General features: G+C 47.4%; 22 protein-coding genes. 15 read left to right on the forward strand and 7 right to left on the reverse strand.

Features of this window, described 5'->3' with window-relative positions:
• Window positions 1-4 precede the first annotated feature (4 nt).
• The 8 genes from urtC (at window position 5) to GA0116948_RS10085 (ending at window position 9,924) form a co-directional block, all read left to right on the forward strand.
• The gene (gene urtC, locus GA0116948_RS10050) at window positions 5-1,078 is read left to right on the forward strand and encodes an urea ABC transporter permease subunit UrtC (RefSeq protein ID WP_089711660.1); all 1,074 of its coding nucleotides are present in this window, start codon (window positions 5-7) and stop codon (window positions 1,076-1,078) included.
• An 18-nt stretch (window positions 1,079-1,096) separates the two neighbouring features.
• Entirely contained in the window at window positions 1,097-1,852 is a 756-nt protein-coding gene (gene urtD / locus GA0116948_RS10055; RefSeq protein ID WP_089711662.1) for an urea ABC transporter ATP-binding protein UrtD, read from the forward strand.
• Window positions 1,849-2,553: an urea ABC transporter ATP-binding subunit UrtE gene (urtE, locus tag GA0116948_RS10060; RefSeq protein ID WP_089711664.1), complete on the forward strand. Its 705-nt coding sequence runs from the start codon at window positions 1,849-1,851 to the stop codon at window positions 2,551-2,553. The genes urtD and urtE overlap by 4 nt, the downstream gene beginning before the upstream one ends.
• A gap of 189 nt (window positions 2,554-2,742) precedes the next feature.
• Window positions 2,743-4,545, forward strand: coding sequence for a sensor histidine kinase (locus GA0116948_RS10065; RefSeq protein ID WP_165798430.1), 1,803 nt, complete (start codon window positions 2,743-2,745; stop codon window positions 4,543-4,545).
• 2 nt (window positions 4,546-4,547) lie between these two features.
• Entirely contained in the window at window positions 4,548-5,213 is a 666-nt protein-coding gene (locus GA0116948_RS10070; RefSeq protein ID WP_089711668.1) for a response regulator, read from the forward strand.
• 116 nt (window positions 5,214-5,329) lie between these two features.
• Window positions 5,330-7,786, forward strand: a complete 2,457-nt coding sequence (locus GA0116948_RS10075) for an ABC transporter permease (protein ID WP_089711670.1) — start codon at window positions 5,330-5,332, stop codon at window positions 7,784-7,786.
• Window positions 7,787-7,902: 116 nt separating this feature from the next.
• A complete protein-coding gene (locus GA0116948_RS10080; protein WP_089711672.1) occupies window positions 7,903-8,544 on the forward strand; it encodes a hypothetical protein in 642 nt (213 codons plus the stop codon).
• Window positions 8,545-8,772: 228 nt separating this feature from the next.
• Complete coding sequence (locus tag GA0116948_RS10085) at window positions 8,773-9,924, forward strand: acyltransferase family protein (protein WP_089711674.1); 1,152 nt, start codon at window positions 8,773-8,775, stop codon at window positions 9,922-9,924.
• Here GA0116948_RS10085 and GA0116948_RS10090 read toward each other — a convergent pair.
• The gene (locus GA0116948_RS10090) at window positions 9,901-11,208 is read right to left on the reverse strand and encodes an MgtC/SapB family protein (RefSeq protein WP_089711676.1); all 1,308 of its coding nucleotides are present in this window, start codon (window positions 11,206-11,208) and stop codon (window positions 9,901-9,903) included. The two genes, GA0116948_RS10085 and GA0116948_RS10090, sit on opposite strands and share 24 nt — an antisense overlap.
• A 735-nt stretch (window positions 11,209-11,943) precedes the next feature.
• Between GA0116948_RS10090 and GA0116948_RS21680 the strand changes: the two genes are divergently transcribed.
• Window positions 11,944-12,078, forward strand: coding sequence for a hypothetical protein (locus GA0116948_RS21680; RefSeq protein ID WP_262487093.1), 135 nt, complete (start codon window positions 11,944-11,946; stop codon window positions 12,076-12,078).
• Window positions 12,079-12,400: 322 nt separating this feature from the next.
• On the opposite strand, the gene GA0116948_RS10100 is transcribed toward GA0116948_RS21680, so the two are convergent.
• The 4 genes from GA0116948_RS10100 to GA0116948_RS10115 form a co-directional block, all read right to left on the reverse strand.
• Window positions 12,401-13,249 (reverse strand): universal stress protein, encoded by an 849-nt coding sequence (locus tag GA0116948_RS10100; protein ID WP_089711680.1) that lies wholly within the window; start codon window positions 13,247-13,249, stop codon window positions 12,401-12,403.
• Window positions 13,246-13,698 (reverse strand): MarR family winged helix-turn-helix transcriptional regulator, encoded by a 453-nt coding sequence (locus GA0116948_RS10105; RefSeq protein WP_089711682.1) that lies wholly within the window; start codon window positions 13,696-13,698, stop codon window positions 13,246-13,248. The genes GA0116948_RS10100 and GA0116948_RS10105 overlap by 4 nt, the downstream gene beginning before the upstream one ends.
• Window positions 13,699-13,720: 22 nt before the next feature.
• Complete coding sequence (locus GA0116948_RS10110; RefSeq protein ID WP_317041911.1) at window positions 13,721-15,307, reverse strand: DHA2 family efflux MFS transporter permease subunit; 1,587 nt, start codon at window positions 15,305-15,307, stop codon at window positions 13,721-13,723.
• Window positions 15,308-15,511: 204 nt separating this feature from the next.
• Window positions 15,512-16,804 (reverse strand): NarK family nitrate/nitrite MFS transporter, encoded by a 1,293-nt coding sequence (locus tag GA0116948_RS10115; RefSeq protein ID WP_205686114.1) that lies wholly within the window; start codon window positions 16,802-16,804, stop codon window positions 15,512-15,514.
• Between the two features lie 333 nt (window positions 16,805-17,137).
• Between GA0116948_RS10115 and GA0116948_RS10125 the strand changes: the two genes are divergently transcribed.
• Window positions 17,138-17,449 (forward strand): DUF5672 family protein, encoded by a 312-nt coding sequence (locus GA0116948_RS10125; RefSeq protein WP_123891765.1) that lies wholly within the window; start codon window positions 17,138-17,140, stop codon window positions 17,447-17,449.
• A 1-nt stretch (window position 17,450) separates the two neighbouring features.
• Here the strand turns inward: GA0116948_RS10125 and GA0116948_RS10130 are convergent, their stop codons facing one another.
• Window positions 17,451-19,415, reverse strand: coding sequence for a glycoside hydrolase family 97 protein (locus tag GA0116948_RS10130; RefSeq protein WP_205686115.1), 1,965 nt, complete (start codon window positions 19,413-19,415; stop codon window positions 17,451-17,453).
• Window positions 19,416-19,879: 464 nt separating this feature from the next.
• On the opposite strand from GA0116948_RS10130, the gene GA0116948_RS10135 reads away from it, so the two are divergent.
• The 4 genes from GA0116948_RS10135 (at window position 19,880) to GA0116948_RS10150 (ending at window position 24,411) form a co-directional block, all read left to right on the forward strand.
• The gene (locus GA0116948_RS10135) at window positions 19,880-20,329 is read left to right on the forward strand and encodes a MarR family winged helix-turn-helix transcriptional regulator (protein WP_089711690.1); all 450 of its coding nucleotides are present in this window, start codon (window positions 19,880-19,882) and stop codon (window positions 20,327-20,329) included.
• Window positions 20,330-20,410: 81 nt separating this feature from the next.
• Window positions 20,411-21,703, forward strand: a complete 1,293-nt coding sequence (locus GA0116948_RS10140; RefSeq protein WP_165798431.1) for a TolC family protein — start codon at window positions 20,411-20,413, stop codon at window positions 21,701-21,703.
• A gap of 36 nt (window positions 21,704-21,739) precedes the next feature.
• Entirely contained in the window at window positions 21,740-22,801 is a 1,062-nt protein-coding gene (locus tag GA0116948_RS10145; RefSeq protein WP_089711694.1) for an HlyD family secretion protein, read from the forward strand.
• A 26-nt stretch (window positions 22,802-22,827) separates the two neighbouring features.
• Window positions 22,828-24,411: an MFS transporter gene (locus tag GA0116948_RS10150; RefSeq protein WP_089711696.1), complete on the forward strand. Its 1,584-nt coding sequence runs from the start codon at window positions 22,828-22,830 to the stop codon at window positions 24,409-24,411.
• A 308-nt stretch (window positions 24,412-24,719) separates the two neighbouring features.
• On the opposite strand, the gene GA0116948_RS21585 is transcribed toward GA0116948_RS10150, so the two are convergent.
• The gene (locus GA0116948_RS21585) at window positions 24,720-25,196 is read right to left on the reverse strand and encodes a VOC family protein (RefSeq protein WP_240619196.1); all 477 of its coding nucleotides are present in this window, start codon (window positions 25,194-25,196) and stop codon (window positions 24,720-24,722) included.
• Window positions 25,197-25,750: 554 nt separating this feature from the next.
• On the opposite strand from GA0116948_RS21585, the gene GA0116948_RS10160 reads away from it, so the two are divergent.
• Window positions 25,751-26,386: a TetR/AcrR family transcriptional regulator gene (locus tag GA0116948_RS10160; protein WP_089711698.1), complete on the forward strand. Its 636-nt coding sequence runs from the start codon at window positions 25,751-25,753 to the stop codon at window positions 26,384-26,386.
• Window positions 26,387-26,411 lie beyond the last annotated feature (25 nt).

Below are 26,411 nucleotides of genomic sequence, written 5' to 3' on the forward strand. Positions count from 1 at the left end.
TTGTATGAAAAAGAAAGACCTTATTTACTATATCATTTTCCTACTGGTGTTTGCTGTGATACTGCCGCTGGGCCATGTAGCCGGGCTGGTCAGCACCAACACCATTTCTTTGTGGGGACGTTACTTTTGCTTTGCCATCGCGGCATTGGGCATTGACCTGATCTGGGGCTATACGGGCATTCTCTCCATGTGCCAAGCCTTTTTCTTTTGTTTGGGCAGTTATGGCATAGCCATGCACATGTTACTCAAAACCACTGCCGCCAATGGCGCTACCGTACCGGATTTTATGGTGTGGAACAAAATAGAAACGCTGCCCCTGGCCTGGATACCCTTCCAATCTTCCGGCCTTACCCTGGTCTTATGCCTGGTGGTGCCGGCATTGTTTGCCTTCCTAATAGGCTATGTATTATTCCGCAGCCGCATTAAAGGGGTGTACATGGCCATTATTACACAGGCACTGGCCCTGGCCATGTGGTTGTTGTTTCTGCGCAATGAAACCAAACTGGGTGGCACCAACGGGCTCACCGATTTCAAGACCCTGCTGGGTTTTCGTTTAGCCGACACCGGTACCAAGATGGCATTGTATGGGCTATCGCTGGCGGTGCTGTGTGGGGCTTATTTTTTATGTAACCGTATGGTGCATTCCAAGTTCGGAAAGGTACTCCTGGCCATCCGCGACAGCGAGTCGCGCATTAGTTATGCGGCGTATAATGTGAACGACTATAAGCTGGCCGTATTTGTGGTAGCAGCGCTGCTGGCGGCCGTGGCGGGCATGTTGTACGTGCCGCAGACCGGCATCATCACCCCCGGGCGTATGGATGTAAAAGCTTCCGTGGAAATGGTGATGTGGGTAGCCCTGGGTGGGCGGGGTAATCTGAAAGGTGCTGTGATCGGGGCTTTGCTGGTAAACTACCTGTACAGTATTTGCACCAGCCTGTTTCCCGATTCCTGGTTATATATTTTAGGCTTCTTCTTCGTAATCACGGTACTCTTCTTCGACAAGGGGCTGGTGGGCGTGGTAGATATGGCCTGGCAAAAGTGGACGGCCTACAAACTGCGGCGGGCCGCAATTTCCTGACTATAAAACTGATCCTGTATGTTACTCAGTGTAAAAGATTTGGCGGTGTCTTTCGGCGGTGTACATGCACTGGCCCTTTCACAATTTTCCCTGCGCGACAAAGAACTGCGCGTTATCATAGGGCCCAATGGAGCGGGCAAGTCTACCTTCCTGGACATTCTCTGCGGCAAAACCAAGGCCGACAAGGGGCAGGTGTTTTTTAACGACACCCTCATCACTGGCAAAACTGAAGTGCAGATTGCGCGGCTGGGCATAGGCCGCAAGTTTCAAAAGCCTTCGGTATTTCCCGGACTTTCTGTTTACGACAACCTGCTGCTGGCCGCCCGCATGAAAAAAGACATTTTCTCTTCCCTGTTTTTCAAAGCCACCCGTGAACTGAACGACCGCCTGCATCAAGTGGCGGAAAAAGTTGGGTTGGTACCCCAGTTGCAAAAACTGGCCGGCTCCCTGTCCCATGGGCAGCAGCAGTGGTTAGAAATAGCCATCGTGGTGCTACAGGATCCTAAACTGATGCTGGTAGACGAGCCGGCAGCAGGCCTTTCTACGGAAGAAACTGAAAAAACCGGCGCCCTGCTGCTGGAGCTATCCAACGATCACAGCATCATCGTGATAGAGCATGATATGCAATTTGTGCAGCAGATAGCAAAAGAGCGTGTAACCGTACTCGTTAGTGGCAGGTTGCTCATGGAAGACACCTTTTCCGTGGTCCGGAACGATCAGCGGGTGATTGATTGTTACCTGGGCCGCACCAACCCTCAACTGGAAATAATATGAGCGAACTGATAATTGACCAGGTAGTGGCGGCCTACGGCCAAAGTACCATTTTATGGGGCGTGAACATGACCCTGCAACCCGCCCGGGTAACTACCGTAATGGGACGCAACGGTGTAGGTAAGACCACCCTGCTAAAAACGATCATGGGCCTGCTCCCTGTAAAAGATGGGCATATCCACTTTCACGGGCAGGATGTTTCCAAGCTGCCGCCCTTTAAAAAAGCGAAGGCCGGCATTGCTTACGTACCGCAGGGCCGGGAAATTATTCCCAAATTAACCGTTTATGAAAACCTGCAGCTAGGCCTGGAAGCTAGCGCCCATCGCAAGGCGGGGTTGCCGGAAGACGAAATTTACAGCCTGTTTCCCATACTCAAAGATTTTCGCAAGCGGCTGGGCGGTAACCTTAGCGGCGGGCAGCAACAGCAGCTGGCCATTGCCCGTGCCCTGGTAAGCCGTCCTTCCCTACTACTGCTCGATGAACCCACCGAAGGCATTCAGCCCTCCATTGCCCAGGAGATTGCCCAGATCCTGCGCCAGTTGGTAAAAGACAAAGGCCTTTCTATCCTGCTGGTGGAGCAAAAAATTGATTTTGCACAGCAGGTAAGCGACCATTATTATTTTATGGACCGCGGACAAATGATAGCCAATGGCAACGCCGGTGACTTTACCGCCGCTACTTTGCAGCAATACATCGCTATGTAACGGCTACATGATAATATGAACCTAGCGGCAGGTCCGCCCGGACAGGGCGGATTTCCCTGTTTTAAAAGGCGGGTAAATTTTATACTTTTATGGACAAGGCATGCCGTGCATTGTAGGTGGTGGGGTATGCCATGCATAAACACACTTACTACAAACGGGAATCTTCTACCTCCTACCAAAATCTGGTTTATGCTGCCTGTATCGGAAGATCGTAAAATATTTAAGTACTTCACGGCGATGTACGCTGCGGCGCTCACTACCATTGCGGTATTGAGCATTGGCAGCCAGATTGTAATACAGCAATACCTGGATCACCAGATCAACGACTCGCACGTGATTAACTTTGCGGCCCGGTTGCGCACCTATAGCCAAACCCTGAGCAAACTGGCCCTGCTGCTGGAATCCGGGCGCGACGTGGAAACCAACCGCAAGGAATTTACCAACACGCTCATGCAGTGGCAGAAGTCGCACCAGGGCTTGCAAAACGGCAGCAACTTCCTGAATCTGCCAGCCAACGACCAGGATGAGTTGCAACAAATGTTTGACATCATCCATACCCCCCACCAGGAAATCTGGGAAGCCGGCAACGGTATGCTTCAGGTATTGTACAACAACAAACCCTTTACCACCGCGGAGATACGGCCTTATGTGGAAACCATACTGAGTTATGAAAAGTCTTACCTGCTGGGGATGGAACTCATTGTGTTCGACTACGACCGTTTTTCCAAAGAGCGGGTGCGTAAGCTCAAACAAATAGAATACCTGATGCTGGGTCTTGTGCTGTGCACCCTCCTGATAGAAGTGCTGGTTATCTTTTACCCTGTGGCGATACGCATTAAACGGATCATCAAAGGCCTGATGGCATCCGAAGAAAAATCGGCAGCACTGGCGGCTCAATTGCAGGATGCCAACCGGCAAATGGAGAAGTCGCACAACGAACTGCGGGAAGTGAATTATGCATTGGAAAAGGCCACCTACCTGGTAAAGACAGACCATACCGGCACCATCATTTATGCCAACGACAAGTATTGCCATGTTACCAAATACAGCATGCTGGAACTGGGCGGCAAACCCTTATTTTATAACAACATGGGCAGTGGCGAAAGCATCATATACGAACACCTGCGCGACCCTGCGCGACGGCATGAGGTATGGCAGGGCGAGGTATTTGACCATGCTAAAGACGGCACCGGCTTTTGGCTGGATGTAACGCTGATGCCTATATTTGACCATACCGGCGCGTTATACCAGTACATGGCCGTGTGCAACGACATTACCCGCCGTAAAAACAACGAGCGCGAGATACGACAGCTAACGGAAGAAAAACTGGTGCGCCAGGATATGGAACAAAAAATCCGCTCCTACGCCATCATTAGCGGACAGGAAAAAGAACGCAAACGTATAGCGGCGGAAATACACGACGGCATAGGCCAGATGATGACCAGCCTGCGCATGAAAATGGAACAAATAGAAGACCGGGCCGTGGTGAAAGACGCAGAAATCTCGATGGTGAATAACCTACTGTCGGGCATTATCCATGAAACCAAGCGCATTTGTTCCGACCTGCTGCCCAGTGTACTGGACGACTTTGGCTTGCGCTCCGCCATGGAAGAACTGATTAATACTTGCCGGCACACGGCGCGCAACATTCACTTCCTGCTGGAAGAAAGATTAATGCCCGGCACCCTGCCCAAAGAGGTGGAGATAGGCATATACCGTATATTGCAGGAAGCGCTGAATAATGCCATTAAACATGCGGATGCCGGCACCATAGAGGTACACATTGACAGTAATCCGCACTTCCTTCACCTGATGATACGTGACAACGGGAAAGGATTTTATTTTGATGAAGGCAGTGCATTTTCGCGGGAGCTTACAAAAAATAACGGCCTACGCAACATGAAAGAGCGGGCAGCCTTGCTGGGCGGCACCTTAAACATTAACACCCAGCCAGGGCTCGGTACTATTATCCAATTAGAAATTAGTTTTTAGTGATGAAGAAAATGTCTGTTTTTTTGGTGGACGACCACGAAATTTTCCGCAACGGTTTAAAACAGCTTATCAACAGCGAGCTGGATATGGAAGTGATCGGCGAAGCCACTAATGGCGAAGATGCCCTCCAACTGCTGCACAACCTGCACCCCGATGTGATCATCATGGACATCCGCATGCCGGGCATAAACGGCCTGGAAACCAGTACAGCCCTGCTCAAAGCCAGCCATAAAAGCAACATTCTTTTTTTCAGCTTATTCAATGAACCTGACTATGTAGCTGCTGCGCTGGAAATGGGTGCCAGCGGATATATCCTCAAAGACACCAGCAATAAAATATTCCTTAGCGCCATTCGCAGTGTAGCCAATGGCAAATATTATTTTATCGGGGAAGTAAGTGATATCCTGGTAAAGAAATACCTGGACGCCAAACAGGCCACCACGCCCGCCAGTAGCCCTGCGGCGGAGATAACTTTATCGCGCCGGGAGGAACAGATTCTGCGGCTCATAGATCAGGGAAAAACTAATAAAGACATTGCAGAATCTTTAGACATCAGCATCCGCACCATTGAGGCCCACCGCATGAATATTTTGCGGAAGTTTCAGGTAAATAGTATTGAAGAAGCCATGGAATATTGCCGGGCCAAGCACCTCATTGCAAGGGAGTAACGCCCAAAAACGCACGCCTACTGTACGAAAACGGTCACCGCTGTTCCTGCCGCTAATTGTAACCAACTGATAACGAACCTGCATAAAACATGGCATTTTCTTAGCCAGCCATCCGTATGTTCACCAACTACCTCAAAATTGCCCTGCGCAACCTGCTGCGCAATAAATTGTTTTCCGCCATCAACGTATTTGGGCTGGCCATCGGCATGACCTGCTGCATGTTGCTGCTGCTTTACATCCGCAGTGAAATGCAGTACGACCGTCATCAGCAATATGCGAAGGACCTCTACTTCCTCAAAAGTAAAAACCTATTAAACAATGCGGGCAATAAGGAAAATGCCACCATCTCCGGTGCCTATGCAGGGGCGCTGAAGGCCAGTTTCCCGGAGATTGAAGCCGTGACCCGGGTGTTTGCCAACGTGATAGAAGGCAAAACCCTTTTCCAAACCCGCATAGCCGGCAAGCCCTTGCAGTCTTTTTATGAAACCCGTGGCTACCAGGTAGACACCTCCTTTTTCCAGTTATTCACCTACCAATTCACCGAAGGCAGTGCTGCTACGGCCTTACAAGATCCTAACGCGGTGGTACTTTCTGATGTGCTGGCCCATAAATTCTTTGGCAACCAACCGGCCCTCCATCAACTCCTGACCATTGGCGGCTCTACCGGACTAGATGAAACCTTTACCGTGACCGGCGTGTATAAAGATGAAAGCGCCCGATCTCATATTGACGCCCTGTTTTTTGTACCCATGGGCAAAGGCTGGGTGGGCAATTTCCTGCGTGAGCGACCATTGAATTTTTCGTTCAATAACATGTTCTTCACCTACCTGCGCCTGCGCCCCGGCACCGACTATAAAGCGCTGGAACGCAAGTTTCCAGCCTTCATGGAACGTTATGCTAACAAAGAACTGCAAGCCGCCGGGTACGCCAGAAGCATCTCTCTCCTACCGGTTACCAGCATTCATTTGTACGACCGGCTGCCACAGGTAGTGACCAGTACCAGCAGCAGGAGCTATCTCTACATACTGGGCAGTATAGCAGTATTTACCCTGCTTATTGCCTGCATTAATTTTATGAACCTGGCCACTGCGCGGGCTACGCGGCGGGCAGCTGAAGTGGGCATCCGCAAAGTGATGGGTGCGGGCCGGGGCGGCCTTATCCGCCAGTTTTTGGGCGAGTCTATGGTACTTTGCCTGCTGGCGCTGGTGGTGGCGGTGGCAATGGTGGCAGGACTGCTGCCCCTGTTTAATCAGCTTACCGGCAAAACTTTTACCATTACCAACCTGTTAGATGTGCGCATGGCGGCGGCTTTCGGATTGCTGGCCCTGGCCACCGGTTTGCTGGCAGGCAGTTACCCAGCCTTTTATTTATCGGTGTTTAACCCCATACAAGTACTCAAGGGCCGGTTTAATAATTCTATGTCCGCCACCACCTTGCGTCGCGCATTGGTGGTATTCCAATTCGTAATATCCATATGCCTGGTGCTGGCCACCCTCGTCATCCGGCAGCAGATGCGTTACCTCCGTGAGCGCCCGCTGGGCTTCCGTAAAGACCAGCAGATCGTCATTCCATTGCATAGCAGGGAAAGCCGGCGGCAATATGCTACACTGCACAACCAGCTGCTCCAAAGCCACCTGGCAACAGGCGCTGCCGGCACCGATTACTACCCCGGCATCCTGAACCCTGCAGGATTTGGGGTTCATAAAGTAGAAGACCCGGTGAGCGAAGTGCAGCAGATCAAAGCCAGCGCCATTGCGCCCGATTATCTACAGCTCATGGGCTTTACCCTCCTGAAAGGCCGCTTGTTTTCCGAAACCTTTCCTGCTGATACCAACAACCGTATGGTGGTGAATGAAGCCACCCTGCGCAAACTAAACATTCCCTTGGAAAAGGCCATTGGCCAGCGTTTACAATGGGACGCGCCTGGCGTGCCACCAGCCGTTTACCAGATCATCGGTGTGGTCAGGGACTTTCATTTTGAAGACTTGCACCATGCAATACAGCCCTACGGCTTTCTGCGCGGGCGGGAACAGGATTTTAACTACCTGATCGTACATGTGCCTGCGGGCCGGGTAGATAAAACACTGGCCTGGGTAAACCAGCAATGGCGGTCCGTGCTGCCCAACGAGCCCTTTGAATATAGCTTCCTGGATCAGGACTTCCAGCGTAATTATCGTGCGGAGCAACAAACTGCCGCCATCGTAAGTACCTTCACCGGCATCTCCATTTTTATCTCCTGCCTGGGATTGTTTGGGCTGGCTGCTTTTGCCGCCCAACAAAGGGTGCGGGAAATTGGCATCCGTAAGATACTGGGTGCTTCAGTGATAAATATTACAGCGCTGCTCTCCGGCGATTTTTTGAAACTGGTCCTCATTGCCCTGCTCATTGCCAGCCCCCTGGCTTATTGGTGTATGCATGCCTGGCTCTATGATTTTGCCTACCGTGTAGAGATCAATGGCTGGATATTTTTGCTGGCGGGCTTTATAGCCATCTTCATCGCGTTGCTCACCGTGAGCGCACAGGCCATCCGTGCGGCGCTGATCAATCCTGTAAAAAGTCTTAAAGGTGAATAAAGGACACTGCTTAAAGGGCCTGCCTACTCCGCCATAAGGCCGGTGTACCCTTGCTGCACTATCCGGCAGATTGCCTATTATCAGCATTCAATTGATGGTGATGTCGCTGTATCCCAATGAAAGATCGCTGTTTAAAATTTTTTTCTTTTTATAACGCAGCCGTAGCGCCAGACATCCCGGTGTACCAACGTTCAGTGTCCGAGAAATTTGGCCTGAGCGTGAACCAGGTGATGGATGCTGCCATGACACCCACCGATTTTCTCAACGACATTTGCCGCCGGGTAACGGATACCGATTACCTGATTTTTTTTGATATCGACTGTATTCCCACCAAAAGAATGTGGCTGAACAAACTCATTACAGACCTGCTGGAACCCCACACCATAGTAGGTTGTGCGCAAACGGCCCATCATCTCCAGGATGTCTGTAACCTGTATGTATCGCCTTTTTTCTATGCCATTTCCACGGCTTACCTCAAAGAACTGCACTATCCAGACCTGCACCCCACCGACCAGGTAGCCGCCGCCCAAAACCTTACCGAGCAGGTACGCCTGCAGCAAGGCACCGTGCGCTTCTGGTGGCCCACCCATGTGGAGGAGCCTAAGTGGAAGCTGCACCATCCCTCCCACAAAGTATACGGGCTGGGTACCACGTACGACGATATGGTGTACCACGCGTTTGAGTGGAAAAATGGCCGCGCATTCGTACAGAAATGCAAGGCTATACTGGCCGAGCAGGAAGGTCCGGGGCTGGACTAAGCCACACCGCTTTCATTGCAGGATGATCCACGCTTTCCACAGCGGCAATGCCCCGCTGTGACCATCGCAGCAGGTAGCAGATAATGGCTTACGCACCGTACTGGTTAAATGAATGAAGCCCCTGTACAAGCCGCCTTTAGGTATTTTCATACCTTACTACCTCCATTCATCACATTGTAGCGACCTGCCTGTTTTTTTTCTGCACTTTTGCGGCACACAATTATTTTAATGGCCACCACCACCGCTACTGCGCACCGGCACCTGCACGGCCTGGACCACCTGCGTGCATTTGCAATTACCTTCGTGTTTTTATATCATTATGGCGGTATGTTCCCGCATCCGGATTGGGTGAACAGGATCAGTAAATTTGGCTGGACGGGGGTAGATCTTTTCTTTGTGCTGAGCGGTTATTTAATTGCGTCGCAGTTGTTCGCCACCATCGGGCGGGGACAGGCCATTTCATTCCGGGAATTTTTCATTAAGCGTTTCTTCCGCATTATACCCGCTTACCTGCTGACTGTGATCGTATACTTTTCGCTGCCATCCTTCCGCGAACGGGAGGCGCTGGCGCCCTTGTGGAAGTACCTGACCTTTACCCAAAACCTGGGACTAGACCTGCGCACACAAGGCACCTTTTCCCACGCATGGTCACTTTGTATAGAAGAACAGTTTTATTTGCTGCTGCCGCTGGTGCTGATTGGGCTGGTGTATTTTAATCTACTCCGCAAAGGCATTTGGCTGCTGGTATTTCTTTTTATGGCGGGCATTGGCATCCGGATGTTATGCTGGCATTATGGGGTAAAGCCTTTTACCGACCAGGATGACGGGTGGGCATATTGGTACAAATGGCTTTATTATCCTACGTTCAGCCGGTTGGATGGGTTGCTGATGGGCGTTTCCATTGCGGCGCTCTTCCAGTTTAAACCCACCCTGCGCGCCCGCTTGCAGCCTTATGGCAACTACCTGATAACTGCGGGCGGGGCGGTACTTGTTGCCGCCTATGTAGTATGTGCCGACCCTAAAACCTACCTGGCTTCCATCGTGGGTTTTCCGATGGTAGATGCAGGGTATGGCCTGCTGGTGGCCGGTGCGGTGTGCAGCAGTTCCTTCCTGTATAAGCGTGGTTTTACCCTAACGTGGCAGGTGGCTTCCCTTTCTTATGTGCTTTACCTTACGCACAAGATAGTGCTGCACATAACTCAGGGCTGGCTGGCGCAAAAAGGGTGGAACTTAAAAAGCACTGCCACCTTTGTGATCTCCACGCTGGCCTGTTTGCTGGTGGCGTTTATACTACATACGGTTTTGGAAAAACCCTTTCTGCGCCTGCGCAACCATGTGTTGCGCTCGTGGCCTGCTTTATTGCCGCAGCAGCATGTCTGAAAAAAGGAAAATACGATCTGCCAGCACCATCACAATCCCGATGGCCATGATCACCATTAGTTGCCAGGTAATTTTGCGCACCACCGCTTTGTCTTTGATAGAACGCCAGACAATGGGCAGGTTAATGGCAGCGCTGGCCAGTGAAGAAAGAATGGCAACACTGCCCGCCATAGAAGCCGTGATTTTGCCGTGCATGGCCATGGTGGCTGCGGCCGCCGTAGTGCTGGCGCTACTCACCAGCCCCCCGAAAATACCAGTGGCCAGGATACCATAACTGCCAAAGACTTGCGTAAGCAGGGTACCACCCGCCTGTATCACGATGAATAACATACCAAACCATAATACTTTCCCTACCGAAATAGGCGAAGTGAGTTTCAGTTCGTTGCCTTCCTGTGTATATTCCACGTTTTTATTTTGCGTAACCTGGTCGCGCAGGATGAAGAGTGCAGACACCAGCGACATAGCCAGCAAAGGTGCTAGCGTAGCCGTTAAGGAGGCTGGGGCAAACAGGGTCGCTATGATCAGGTTGCGTACAAACATGGCGATCGTGGTAAGCAGGCATAAAGTACTCATCCTGGCCGTTTGACCAGATGCCTGCACCCGCGTGCTGGTTTCGGCTACGGTGGCGCTGCTGTTGACCAACCCTCCAAAAATAGCACCCATGTAAAAGCCGGTGGTACTAAACACCCGGAGGCATACATAGTTCACAAAACCAATACCCGCAATGGCAATCACGCTGATCCAGGCATCGCTGGGGTTAAAGAGTTGCCAGGGGTCTATATAGCGGTCTGGCAAAATTGGATAGATAACGAAGCCAATAAGCCCTAATATAATGGCGCTGCGGATTTCGGAAGGTAGCAGGCCACCGGCAAAACGGTTCAGCTCTGTTTTCCAGGCCAGCAACATCGTAATGGCAATAGCACCTGCCACCGGCGTGAAGATATGACCAAGGCCCACCAGCACGCCCAGTAAATAATTTACCAGCAGGGCAGCGGAGGTAGTGATCTCCAGCGTTTTTTCCACGATCAGGCTACGTGCATTCATGGCAATCACCAGGAGGAAAACGCCTACCATGGAAGCAATAATATAGTTTTCGCCTATGATGGCAGACAACATACCCAGCAAGGCCACAATGGCAAACGTACGGATGCCTGCTTCCTTGTGTGACCACTTCCTTTCCATACCTACCAGCATACCAATCCCCACGGCCACCGCCATTTTCAACGCAACAGGAGCAGCGGGATAATGTAAAAATTCATTGTATGCAATACCGGTAGCATCCATAGCAGGAAAATATTGTTATTAAAAAATGATCGTGCGCACACATACCGTGCCTATTTGAGCTGTTTAATTACCGTTACCATCCTGCCACCGCCCCCCACTGCCAGTAAGCCTTCCGGCCCGGTAAAGCGGTTATGCATGTCTTTACCGTCGGAAACCATCACGAAAATGATATCCGCTTTTTATGCCAGCACTTTCGGCGAAGGGGCCGTAATGGCGCCGGAATGTTACAGCCCTGCCGTTTTGTGGCTACTTCGGTTGTACACAGTAACCGGCTACCCCGCCTGCAACAAGTGCGGCACCATAGGAATGCCCATTTTCCCCAGCCTTATCCAACCTATTTTAGTGGTTCCCATCCTACTTATGATTTACAACTCCGAAAGTACAACGTTATGCCCGAAAATAGGCAACAAAGGTACATAAGCGGGCTGGCGGGGGCGTAGGGTTATAAGAACGAGGTGATATTATAAGCTGCTATCACCCATACGTCCATACGTTGCGGCCTGCTATCATGAAAAATATATTAGCTGTCTGTAGCATATTGCCCGCATGCCCTGCTTTCTAGGTCCTGTGTGTGACCCTGATTTTTTCGCATCGCGCAAAAAGATTTCCTGATGAGAGGGCGTAGGCATTTTGTTCCATTACATCTTTGCCCTGAAATTATGCCACTGGTGGCCATTACCTATCCTTTGCGCTACCAGGTAATGCTATATAAATTTCTTTAGATAACCAGTAATCATGAAGCACACCAACGCCCGGACTTTGGGACTGGCTTTACTATTAGGCGGCCTGCAAACTGCCACTGCACAACAACAGCAGCAACATTTATCTAAAGACACTACCCGCACCTTACAGGAAGTGCAGGTAACGTAACTTGCAAAAGGGATAACCTGACCTACGAGGTATATTGGGGCAGCTACATCACTCCAATAATGCCACGTCGTTGTAGTGCTTCCTCGGGGGTGAAAATTTTAAATCATCACCAGGTGGCAGGTACCTTAAAAAAATAGCCAACAGCAAGAAATAAAGTCCTGGGAAACCCAATGGGCCACCTTTGGAGGGTGTAGGCCAGCAGGTGCACCAGGCGCTAATTGAAAGCCTCCCGCTAAAAACGGGAGGCTTTTTAGTACACGGGGTTTTATATTTTTACACGAAGCCAGTATTAGACTACCCCTGCATCGTTTTTTAGCAACTTTTATTTTAAGATCAATACCGGCACCCGCGCATTCCTGTAAATGCCTTCGGAAATGCTTTTGTGCGTGAGCGAATACAAAAAACTGTAATGGCCAGGCATAGCAAGTATCAACTGCACATCATGTTCTTTGGTAAATTCTATGATGCCGCCAATGATGTTTTGATCATTGCGGTAGTGCAGCGAAAAATTAAAGTTTTGCAGGTAATTATGCAGATCTGCTTCAGTGCTCCGGAATGCCTCATCGGGATTTCGGTACCGTTCTTTGGGATCGATATTCAGCACCAGCAATTTTACGTCGCCCCACAATGGCGATGTCTTGAGCGCATTGAGTTTGGAAAGGTGATACAGCGCGTTGTAATCGTAAGGCACCAGGGCCTTTTCCACGGGGCGGTAGGTATAGCTGGCCGGTACAATAAGTACGCGCACCGGGCTGGCCTTAGCGATGCTGATTACATGCCCTGCAATAAAACTGCCAGTGGTATGTTTATAATCGTCGCTGCCCAGCAATATCATTTCAGGACGTTCTGCCTGCACCAGTTCCAGGATGGAGCGTAGCAGCGGTGCCTCGCTCTCGGCAGTCACCACCGTTACGCCCGGGCCAGCCAGAGAGCGGAGCCGCTCACAAAGCTGGTCCAGTTTTTCCCGGGCTTCCTGCCGCTCCTGTGCGCGGTATTCCTGGTTCACAGGCGCGTATTCTGCAGATACTACGATGTTATCGAACACATTGTCGTAAAACGTTTTCAAGAGAATAATGCGTTCATAGTCGTACCGTTTGGCCCATGCCCCGCCAAAGGTCACGGCATTATCTGTGGTGGTGGTAAAATCCACCGGGATGAGTAATGTTTTCATAACGATTCCTTTAATTTTTTGTTCATACTATGAACCAACGAAATAGCTTTTTCTATATCCATAGCAGGGATATTATTAGTAGCCTTTTCATACATGTCCGTTAACCATGGATCCAATTTATTCATCAACGCCCGCCCGGTTCCCGTTAAGAACACCCGTTTATTGCGACGGTCTACCTCATCTTCCCGCCGTGCTACCATATCGCGTTTCACCAGGTTATCTATCAGGTAGGTCATACTGGATTTATCCTTGATCATCACATCAGCAATCTCTTGTTGATTAGCACCATCGTGCAGGTTAAGGAAAGACATTACTTCCAGTAACTCAAACGTAATGTTTAAGTCGTGTTCCTTAATCTTAAGGTGAATCTGTTGCCGGAGAAAGGTCCGTTGTTCGGCCATCGCGCGGCCCAGTTCACGGGCAAGTGCTGCCAGGTTTGTGGAAGCCATAGGCTATTAATTTACGTTTTTATTAGTGCGCGGCATCGGCCAGGTTTACTTTATTGCGGGAGGTTTTAATGAACAGCAATACAAAAGGCACACATACTAAAAACATAATGCCCACCCACAAGAATACATCCATATAAGAAAGTAACGTAGCCTGCTTGGTCACCGATGCATCGATCAGTGCATAGGCCTTTTGCTGGGCCGTACCGGGGTCGAAACCCTTGCTGCGCATGCCGGCGGCCAATTGTCCAACCCGGGCCTGCACCTGGGGATTGGTAGGGTCCAGGTGCGCTACCAGCGTACTCCGGTGCAGGTCTGTTTGCCGGGTCACGAAAGTTGAGATCAGCGCCACCCCAAAAGCGCCTCCCAGTTGGCGCATCATGCCCGAAAACGAAGCCCCCTGGCCTATTTCCGCGCCCTTCAGCGTAGAAAGCGACATAGTGCTGACCGGCACAGACAACAGGCCCAGGCCAAAACCGCGTACAATGAGTACCCAGAAGAAATTGCCAGCACTGGTATCGGGCGTGAGGATAGTATAAGAAAGATAACTATAGATAAAAAACACCGTCATGCCGATAGCAATGAGATACTTCTGAGGCACGCCCCGCTGTATAAGCATGGCCACCACGGGCATCATAGCCGCTACAAACAACGTGCTGGGCAGTTGCAGCATGCCTGATTGCTGGGCTGTCCACCCCAGCAGCGATTGGGTGTACAGCGGAATTACAAAAGTAGATCCGAACAGGCCAAAGCCCATGATGAACGATAAGATCACCCCGATGCGCAGGTTGCCATTGCGCAGCACCCGCAGGTTTACAATCGGGTATTCATAGATCAGTTGCCGCCACACAAAAAAGAAGAGGAAAAACACCGCCATCACACAGAGCGTAACAATCACGGCACTATTAAACCAATCATCCTCCTGCCCTTTTTCCAGCACATATTGCAGCGAAGAAATACCGATAGCCAGGAACACAATGCCCCACCAATCTACCTGGCTGGCAGACCGCTTCTGCTCGTACTGCGGGCTGCGCACATATTGCAGCGCCAGCAGGGCTGCCATCACCCCAATCGGGATGTTGATATAAAAAATATAAGGCCAGCTATAATTATCAATAATATATCCCCCCAATGGCGGCCCCAGGGTAGGCCCAACGATAACGCCCAAGGTATAAATAGCCTGTGCAGTGGCACGTTTTTCCGGGGGCCAGCTTTCGGTGATAATGGTCTGTGAAGTAACCAGCAAAGCGCCACCGCCCATGCCTTGCAGGAAGCGGAAAACAACCAGCTCCCAAATATTGGTGGCATTACCACATAAAAAAGAGCAGATGGTAAATAAGATGACCGAAGACGCAAAGTAATTGCGCCGCCCAAATTGCTGGGAAAGCCAACTGGTCATGGGTACGATAATTACATTAGCTAGCGAGTAAGCTGTGATCACCCAGCTTACTTCATTGAGCGTAGCGCCCAGGCTGCCCCGCATGTCGGGCAGGGCTACGTTTACGATGGTGGTATCAATAATTTCCAGCAATGCGCACACCACGGCAGTGATGGTGATGATCACCCTCCGGGGACCATATTCAACTAACGAAGGAAGTGGTTGTTTCATCATACAAAAAGGATGTCCGCTACGTGGAAAATATAATCTTTAAACCTTCCAATAACATACTGTCCTCATTCCACGGGACAAGCATGTTTTTATATAGCACCCAAAGTTAAGGAATATTGGTTTGAATTCAAACTAATTTAGCGAGAAATAAGAAAGGTGGTCACTGGCAATGTATCTTTTAGAAGACCTGCCGCGGGCTTATTCTATTTATGCCAATACCGGTGCCGGGCTGGTACTGGTCTGCTCATCTGACCGCCTGGCAAAATGCGTGAGGAATACCAGCCCGGCCACTCCCACCGCAATAAAACCAGTGCAGGTAAATGCCTGTACATACGTAAGCGTTTCCGATTTAAATAAAAAGCCAAACAACATACCACCCAGGTTGCCGCCTGCCCCCACTACCCCGCTAACCAGGCCCACCTGGCGCAGCTGTATAAAAGGCACCAATGCGTATGTAGCGCCGTTAGCCATCTTCAGGAAGAGGGCAAAACACAGCATCGTACCAATAGCCATTGCCAGGCTCTGCGCCTGTGCAAATAAAAGTAATCCTATACCTTCCAGCAGCAATACGCCTGCCAGCAACCAACCCTTACCCCGCAGGCCATACCGGAGCCCTATCCTGTCGGCACAGATGCCACCCAACGCACGGGCAAATACATTCATAAACCCAAATACGCCCGCCCAAAAACCGGCTTGCTGCTGGGATAACCCGAACGCATCTACGAAATGCAGGGAGGCCACGTTATCGAAAGTTATTTCCATACCAAAGCATACGCTGTATGCCAGCGCCAGCACCCAAACTCGCCTGTCGCGCAGGATACTCCAATCGGCCCTCTGTTTTTGGACCCTGTGGCCCGTATCGCTGTAATTGCCTGCCGGTGTATCTTGCGTGTAGCGATAGTACAGCCAGGCAACGCCCCACATCATTACCCCCGGCAGCAGCATGGCATAACGCCATGCCGCATGCGGCGTATGGCCCATAGCTACGATGGCACTAAAGACAAGCGGCATCACCATGTTGGTAACTCCACCACCCAGGTTGCCCCATCCACCGGTCAGCGCATTGGCCGTACCTTTCAGCCGGGGAGCAAACATAACGGCGGTGTGAAACTGGGTAATCACAAAAGAGGCCCCGATAATGCCGATAGCAAACCGGAAAAGTAAAAACGAAATATAATCCCTGGCCAGCCCCACCAGCATCACTGGCAATGACCCTATGAGCAGCAGCGCCACCGCCGTTTTGCGAGGCCCCCAGGTATCGCAGAAACGGCCAATGAGCAGCCGGGCGATGATAGTGGACGACACCGATGCAATAATAATATTGCCTACCTGCGCCTTGCTTAAATGCAAATCTTCCCGGATGGCTGGCATCAGAGGCGCCAGGCCAAACCACCCGAAGAAACAAACGAAAAACATTAACCAGGTAATGTGAAATGTGCGCATTTGCGGAGTCGCTACGCTGAAAATATTCAGTTTTTGCAAAGGTTGATTTGCTTGCATACAGTCAGTTTAAATCAGGGGCGGCTCAACGCGTTCTTCCCGCCAGTGCCGGCAAGGGCAACGCACCAAAAGATAAGGCGAATAAACTTATTTCCAAGAATATTTTCACTGCATACAATAGCATTCCCGTGGATGAATGCCCGCCCTTCCAAGGCGAAGAAAATAGTGCATTTATACGGAGCGATGTAAGACCAAAAGTCAGGGGCAAGTTCCGCTCAACAACTGCTTTTAAACTAGCCCCGCAGCCATCTTTTAAATCTTCTCCGCGGCAGGTTGTTTTTATGGAACGACGCCTTCCTGGCTGGTGTCTGTGGTGAATTATAACCTATGAAAATGGATGTAACATTTTACCAGCTATTTAAGACCTGTGAGTTGATGATGACTTACGAACTAGCCGCATATATTTTCAGTGCAGACATACCAGCACAACATGGCTTTGAGTTTGAATTCATGGTTGTGCCTATGTTTGAAAGTTATTGGGATGCCCGGACCGACGCTAATTTTTTGCCTGTATTAAATTCCGTTTTTTCTATCCGCCCGGATGCCACCCATACCTTCAACGTGCCACAACAGCACGCCGCTAACCTGCCCACCGGCAGCCTGGAAGGCCCATTGATGCACCCGGTATACTTTACTCCGGAATAGTTTATTGCAACACTGCCGCCCATCCGCCATTGCGGGCCATATGGAGGGTCAGGGTATCGCCCTTTTTAACCTGCATGATTTTCTTCCGGTAATCCATGGCTTGCGTGCCGGCATTAATGCCGTCTTCAAAATAGGTCATGGTGTAAGTTTTGCCAGGAGAGAGAAAATCAAAACCGATGGTAACCTCCCGCTGCGCCTGTTTACCATTGGTCATGCCGCCAATAAACCACTTGTCTTGCTTGCGCTTGGCCACCACGGCTACTTCACCGGCAGTTGCCACCAGTGCTTTGGTTTCATCCCAGGTGGTGGGTACCTGGGTAATAAATTCCGTGCAATCCTCGTTGCGGTAGTACAAGGTGGGGTTGTCTGCCAGCATTTGCAGGCCGCTTTCAAACACAACGAATAATGCGAGTTGGTAAACCCTGGTCCCAATGGTGGCTGCATTAGGGCGTTCCGAAATATACACGTCTGGCTGCATGCTTAACATAGCGCCTGGTGTATAGTCCATAGGACCTACGGCGTTGCGTATGAAGGGCAGGTAAATGCTATTGTCTGGCTTACAGCCTCCCATTTGTTCCATACCCCTTACCCCTTCATACGAGAGCACATTGGGATATTTATACTCCAGCCCTGCGGGTTTAAACGCGCCATGAAAATCTACGAACAACTGGTTTTCGGCAGCGGTTTTGGCCACGCGCTCGTAAAAGTTTACCATCCATTGATCGCTGCGATCCATAAAATCTATTTTCACGCCTTTTATGCCCCAGTCTTTAAACGTTTTGAACAAATCCATATGATTGTACACGCTTAGCCAGGTAAGCCATAATACAATACCTACGTGTTTTTCCTGGCCGTAACGCACCAGCTCGTGCAGGTCTACATCCGGATTGGGGGTAAAAGGATCCGTAGTAGTTTTAGCCCAACCCTCATCCATCACGATGTAAGAAATGCCATACTTGGAAGCAAAATCAATATAATATTTGTAGGTAGCCAGGTTGCAGCCACTTACAAAATTTACATCCGGACCATAAGGACTGGCGCCGTTCCACCATTCCCAACTGGCCTGTCCAGGCTTCACCCAGGAAGGGTCTTTGAGTTTACTTTTAGCGGCCAGCTTTAACGTCATCGTGTTTTCCAAAAGTTCCTTATCGTCTTTGGTCACTACGAAATAGCGCCAGGGAAAGGTTCTGCTGCCACGGGTTTTAGCGATGTAATCGGCTTCCTTGGTAACAGTAATGCTACGATCGCCCCGCTCGTTAAACGTGAGTGGTACTTTGGGAAAGGTGGCTTCCATACCATTGTTGCCACTCGATTTAAAAAACAGGCAGGGATAGTCGGAGAGATCGGATTCGCTGATCAGTATTTTATACTTACTTTTCGTATCGATCAGCACCGGCAGTGTGGCCATTCGGCCGTCTGCCTTCCATGAGTCAGATTCCAGGTGAGTATAAGGCTCTTCATACGAAGTTTCAAAGCTATGCGGCTGCTGCAGATGCAGGGTGTAGGTGGCAGGGAAATGAATGCCCGCTTCCTCCTGGCTCACCAGGATGCTGTCTTTTTTACTGGTAATAAAACGATAAGCCACGCCGTCGTTAAATGCCCGCAATTCCACCGCGTAATTGCCTTTAAATTTCAACAGCAGGCTATTATACTGATTGCGTACCGCAGCATACTTCCATGAAATGTAAGGATGCAAGCTATCATCGCCCTTACTGGTGCTGGCACTGAGTAAGTGGGGCGCAGCGCCCGGGGTTTCTCCTGACAGGTGCAGCAGGAGCTGGTTATCCGACAGCAATGCTACCTCATTGCTATAAAGTGTATAGTAAATTTTGTCTCCAATATGCAGGGATAATTTAATGCTGCCGTCTGGTGAATGTAGTTCCAGTTTTTTTTCCTGGGAATACAAAGGACCTGATAGCCCCAGCAGCACAATCATGGTATAGTACACTTGCTTGCAAAACTTCATTTGGTAGATTTTGGAAGGCCTAAATTAATATAATTTAATAAAGGGTCAAATTACACTTAATATATTTTTACCCGTTGAGGATTCCCAAATGGCAAATCGTAATAGTCATTAAAATTATTGCTCATTGCCAAACTGCCTATAACCATTATGGATATACGATAGACGAAGCAACTATATTTTCATTGAACTGGCCATTCCCCTTTGCAACCAGACGCTTCTTTAATATGTTGAAACAAACATGGCATTGTTTAGAAGAGATTGCTTAAACATACAGCAAGCCCATCATAAACAACCAAACCCAGCCATAATATTTAATAAGTAAAATAAAAAATAATATTTTAGTATATAACTTTCAATATATTAATATCATATTTTTGACTATCCTGCCTATTGTTTTTTAAAGTTTTCTAATGATTAGATGCCAAACAGTTTGAGTTCTAACTATTATTTTTTAAATTTGCAGCATGGATGATCAACAATTAGTGAAGACAATGCATTATTTCTTTAATGCGGTTTTAAAGCTAAGGCAGGATTTGCGGCAAAGAATGCAAAAAAAGCTTGTTGAGCGCGGCTATAGCGATATTACCTTCGAGATGATGCAGGTATTATATTTTTTAAGATTTCTGGCACAAAAGGGAGAGGCCAACCAACAGGAAATTGCCGATGAAACCGGTAAAAATAAGGCTACGCTTACCTCTTTAATAACGAATCTTTTAAAACGGGATATGATTGAAAGAAAAACAAATCCTGATAACCGCAGAAACAACATCATTGGTTTAAGTGCTAAAGGGCATCAGTTTATATTAGATCTATACCCTGATGTTTATAAAACATATGATATTAACAAAATTCCCTTATCCATGGATGATATTTTGTCGCTCACTAATACTTTAAATACGATCATCAACAGCTAAAAATTTTTAACATTAGTTTGACTTCAAACTGTATGCCTTAAAACGATGAGACTAAAATACCTTTTTATTTTATTGACATGTATGCTTTGCAGCCGGGGAAATGTATCGGCGCAGGAAAATCATGTGTTGTTAACGGTAGATTCTTTATTTGCCATGACGGAAAGAAACAGCTTACAACTGGAGGCTTCCCGTCAAAAAATGGGCATTAGCAAACAAAACACAGCTATTGAAAAACAAGATGCTTATCTGCCTGAGTTAAATGCAAGTGCTAGTGTAGGCTATATCAGCAATGCACACGTTTGGGACAACCATTACAATTATATGGAAACGGTAATTATGCCGCATACCTCCATGGATTTTTCCTTAGCAGCGGGTTACACGGTATTTAATGGTGGCAAAACAAGAAACAAGCTTGCCCAGTCCAAACTGGAAGAGCAAATTGCTGCCTTAGATTATCAAAAAAATAAGGAAGACATTCAATTCCTCCTATTGGCCCGATATTTAGACCTGTTTACGCTGTACAACCAAAAAAAGGTGTACCAACAAAATATTGCGCTGGCCGAACAAAGGCTTTCCAACATTCAAAAATTAGTAGCACAGGGAATGCTTACCCACAACGACGTGGTAAGAAGCCAATTACAATTGACGGATTTGAAATTGCAACTAACGGAAGTGAATAACAACGCGCGTATTGCCAATCATGATCTGAATATTGTTATCGGATTACCCGAAAATACGGTGATTGACGTGGACACGGTTTTATACCAAAAAACATTTGAAGCCGCCGGTATCCAAACCTACCTGGATAGCAGCCGGGATCGCCTGCCGGAAATACAAGTTGCGCAACAACAGCAACACATTGCTGAAAAGCAAATTAATATTGCCCGTTCGGAGCGGTTGCCGCAGGTATCACTGTTTGCTACCGATGCCATAGCACGCCCCTTCTTATATTCCATTCCTCCCATCGATATTTTCATGCACTATGCTATGGCGGGCGTTCGGGTGCAATATAACGTGGCCTCGCTGTATACGAGCAAAAGACGTATTGAAAAAGCAAAGATGAATTATAAGCTGGCGGAAACACAAACAGACTGGCTGGAACAAAAATCCACCATAGACATTCACAATGCTTATATAAAAATGCAAGAAGCCTGGGAAAAATATCATTCGCTGGAAGAAAGTTATGATCTGGCGAAAGATAACTACCGGGTGGTGGAACAAAAGTATTTAAACAAGTTTTCTGTGATCACCGATATGCTCGACGCCAGCACGGCGCTGCTATCCTCACAATTGAACCTTAATAATGCCCGTATAAGCACCATCTATCAATGGTTCAATTTAATGAAGACTTCCGGTAATTGGGACGAAAAATAATTTAAACACACTATCTATATTAATTTCAATACAAATATGTCACAGGAAAATCAGCAGAAAAAAAAATATTCAAAGTGGTCGAGAATTTTTTTCAATTCGCTATCGATCCTCCTTATTGTGGTGCTCATCGGCTGGGGATTAATTACCTATTTCCACCTGAACGACCGTGCCTATACGGACGATGCCCAGGTAGAAGAATACATCAATCCAATTAATACCCGCATTGTCGGTTATATTAAGGAAATAAAATTTGACGAACATCAGCACGTGCATAAAGGCGATACGCTGGTGGTGATCGACGATAGGGAATATAAGATACAATTGCAGCAATCTTTGGCATCCCTGCAAGATGCGCAAGCCGGCAAAACAGTGGTGGCCGCAGATGTAAATGTGGCGGAAAACAGCACCTCTATTTCCGATGCAAATCTGGCAGAGGCAAAAGCGCGCCTGGACAATCAGGCCACCAACCTGAAACGTTATGAAAATCTGTTAAAATCTGACGTTATATCACAATATCAATATGACGAAGTAAAAACAGATTACGACGCCTTACAGGCAAAATATAATGCACTCCTGGGCCAACGCCAATCCACCACGCTGAATACCAAAACCGCTTCCCAAAAATTAAATGTTTCTGACGCCAGTATTCTCCGCGCTCGTTCCATGGTAGAAATGGCCCAGTTAAACGTTTCCTATTGCTACATTACTGCGCCTTACAACGGCATTATGGGTAGAAGAAAAATAGCGGAAGGACAATTGCTACAGCCAGGGCAAACAATTGCCACCATTGTGCAGGACGGCGAAAAATGGATCACTGCAAATTATACCGAAAAACAAATAGATCAAGTTCATGTAGGCGACCTCCTGGATATAAAAGCAGATGCTTTAAAAGGTATTGTTTTTGAAGGAAGAGTAGACGCTATTTCCGGCGCTACCGGGAGCCGCTATTCTGCGGTGCCTGTTGATAACGCTACCGGCAACTTTATCAAAGTGCAACAAAGGATTCCCGTAAAAATTGTATTTACGGAAAACAACAAAAAAGAAAACTTAGATAAGATCACAGCCGGGATGAATGTGCAGATTACCAAGAAAAAATAATAAAAACGAAAAAACAGGAGAAGGATATGCGCGACAGGCTGTTTTATAATTGGGTAAACCCTAAACTGGATGTATATTTTATCATCTTCATGAGCCTTTGCATCAGTTTTACTTCCGGATTGTCTACCGCCATATCCTCGTATATGGTGTCTGACCTGGCGGTAAATCCTGCTGATGCTTCCATGTGCAGTTATGCTTACATGGCTGGTATGGCTACCTCTTTCGCTGCATTTAACAAGCTGCGTAGTTACTTTTCTCAAAAGCAAATTCTGCTGGTAGTTTGCTTGTCGCTGATGTTTCTAAACTTTTTACTGACTCAAACAGATAGCCCTGCTATCATTGTACTGTCTACTTTTTTCATCGGTGCTATCCGGCTTACCGGCTCGGTTCTAATGGTCGTGAATCTTATCCCCATTTTAATGCCGAACGGTGCACAGCGCTTTCAAATGTACTGTGTATATTATCCTATAAGTCTTTTAACAACACCACTATCGGGAATATTTCAGGTGTTTCTTGCTGATAAATTTGGCTGGCATTTCTCTTTTCACATTTCCAACCTCATGTTGTTTTTTGCACTACTGTTGTCCATAGGATTGGTAAACAATAATTTTGTGGGTAGAAAAATACCGATGTGGAAATTTGATTGGTTCAGCCTTTTCCTGGCCTCTGGCTGGATGCTGTCGTTTGCCTATGTACTGACCTATGGGCGAACAGAAGACTGGTTCGACTCTAGCAGTATACAGGTAGCTTCCTTGCTTACCATATCCCTGTTACTGCTGTTTCTGTTACGCAATGCATTGCTCAGACATAGAATTCTGGAGTTTAACGTGCTTGGCATCAGGAATGTTTGGGTTGGTATTGCTATGATATTCTTTTACTGCATTTTCTACTCACAATCATCCCTGCTTAGCCCGTGGATGAGCATTGCTTTTAAAGGTGACCAGATTGAAAATGCCCGGGTAAACACCTACCCTATTTACGGTTACCTGCTCGGTGCAGTGGTTTGCTTTTGGTACTACAAATATTTCAATAACTTCAAGGTGATGATGATATTTGTGCTGCTTTGTTACGTAATATCTGACTGGATGTTTTACCTGATGATTGACACGCAAACAGAACCTACTGCCATGCTGCTTCCCCTGGTGATACGGGGCATGGGTATTCTTGCATCTTACATGACGATTGGCCTGTATTTGTCCGTGGGACTTTCCACCGCTCAATTTGGTGTGGCATCGATGATGCTGATTTTTACCCGTACTTATTTAGGACCTGCGTTTTTTGGAAGCATTTATTCAGTGTGGATGTATTACCGGCCCATACAATTAACAGACCGGCTGGCAGCCTGGAGCGACCAAGCCGACCCGCTGTTTCAACAGCGTTTCCATGGCGCACATTCTCCCAATGCAGACCCATTGAGCGCTTACCAGGTTTTCCGGGTACAGGCTAATCTTGAATCTATAAAAGAATTATTTGGATGGGCTTGTATCATCGGCATAGGTATGATTATCTTCCTGATGGTTTTTCCTATTTACAAACGGGTGGATAGAGAATTGTTTAACTGGCGTAAACTGAATAATGCCGAGGATATTGCTACCACCGTTGCTGCATAAGAAGCGAGTTCATATTGAGGTTGTGTGCCACGAAGCGCTGGGGAAAATTTTCCCGGCGCTTAATTTTTTAAGTAATCTGCAATAAAAAAAATGCAAAAATCACTAACAGGGCGTGTTAGTAAAATATAATTGTGTAACAAAACTCTGGCCGCAATTTAGGAGGGAAATGATACAAAACTCAGCAGCTTTTTTTCTTCTTCTTTTTTTATTGATACAACCATAATGGTTCAGGGCTGGGTGTATGGTTTTTTGTTTGTTTTAAGTATTTTATAAACAATCTGCTGATATGTTAAACAAAATTTCTGTCCTTAATCTTTTGGCTCCCACAATTCAACTTTATTACCTTCTGCGTCAAGGATATGAATAAATTTACCGAAGTCAACGGTTTGAATAGTGTCAACTATGGTTACACCATTTTTTTTCAGTTGTTCAACAAGTTCTTCTAAATTTTCAACCCTGTAATTTATCATGAAGTCCTGCGTTGAAGGTTCAAAATATTTTGTGGCTTCGGGAAATGGTTGCCATTGCGTTGTTCCTTTTTTGGTGCTGTCTGTACCTTCAAACCATTCAAAAGTTGCTCCTCCCCACGGGTTTGTATTTAACCCAAGATTATTTTTATACCATTCTGTCATTTTTTTGGGGTCTTTGCATTTAAAAAAAACACCACCAATTCCTGTTACTTTTTTCATGGTTTTTTTATTTTGTTTTGTAATGATTGTCTTAAATGTGAAACCAAAAAGGAATGATGTCGCAATAGTCAAAATTATTAAACTTGTTTTTTTCATTTTGTTTCAATGTTTATTGATAGCGTGTTGACGTTACGCTTACTTCCAATGCCTCAAAAGGTGCAATAACAGCAGCAATTAGCTGTTCAATGGAAATAACAAATCCCTTCCATTTAAAGGTAGCTTGCGCTGCAAAAATCTATGACAACATTTGAATCTATTAATTAATCCAGTCCCATTCTTCTCTGGACTGCTTTACATAAACATGCAACTTCGCTGCTGTTTCATCGGAAAGAATTTCCCAACAATCTCTGCTCGTGTTTTTAGGCTTTGTTTTTTTGCGTGTGATCCACCTAGAGTAAGATAATTAATATCTATTTCTTTGCCAATATATTCCTATGAAATATATTATTTTTATCCGGCGAATGTAGTTCCGGATTGTTGGGCAAAAAAGTCATATCAATAATTAATTGTTGCATACGTAGTTACCTTCCTGGCGCTAGCGGTCGGGATGTACTTTTGGGTCAAGCAATTCCCACATTACCATACTAATTTTATTGGAAGATCAACAAGCCTGATTGCGTAACTTTGCTATCTTAATATTCGTCAACGCTATGTCTAGGAAGATCACCAATGGCCCGCTAAGAAATAAAGCCAGAACGGAGCTCAAGCTCATTGATGCATTAGGAGAAATCCTCTCATTAAAAGGATTTACCGGTCTGAACGTTAAAACTGTTGCGGAAAAAGCACAACTAGATCGACGGCTGATCTATGAATATTTTGGAGGTCTGGAAGGGTTAATAAAAGCTTACCTGGACCGTAAAGATTATTGGAAAACCCCTGCTGCACAGGTAGAACAAATGATCGCTCAAAGCAAAATGGATAATGGTAAAGAAGTGTTGCATCAAATACTCGAACGGCAATACACCTCTTTATTGGAAAATGATGAGATGCGTAAAATCATCCATTGGGGGCTGAGCGAGGATATGCAGCCGCTGAAAGAGCTGAACAAGGAACGTGAGCTCTTTGGGGAAGCGTTCTTTACGCAAATCACAGATCATCGTTTTAAGAAAAAAAATATACGTGCTATCACAGCGATCCTGATAAGTGGCATTTACTATCTGACATTGTATCCGGAAATGAATGGTCCCCATTTCTGTGGAATAGACATTACTTCTAAAAGAGGGCAAAAACAAATAAGACAGTCCTTGCACAAGATCATTGAATGGGCTTATCAAGAACCGCTTTGATGCTCATGCTATTATTATGAGCATC

It is taken from the genome of Chitinophaga costaii (assembly GCF_900094705.1).
Lineage (GTDB): Bacteria > Bacteroidota > Bacteroidia > Chitinophagales > Chitinophagaceae > Chitinophaga > Chitinophaga costaii.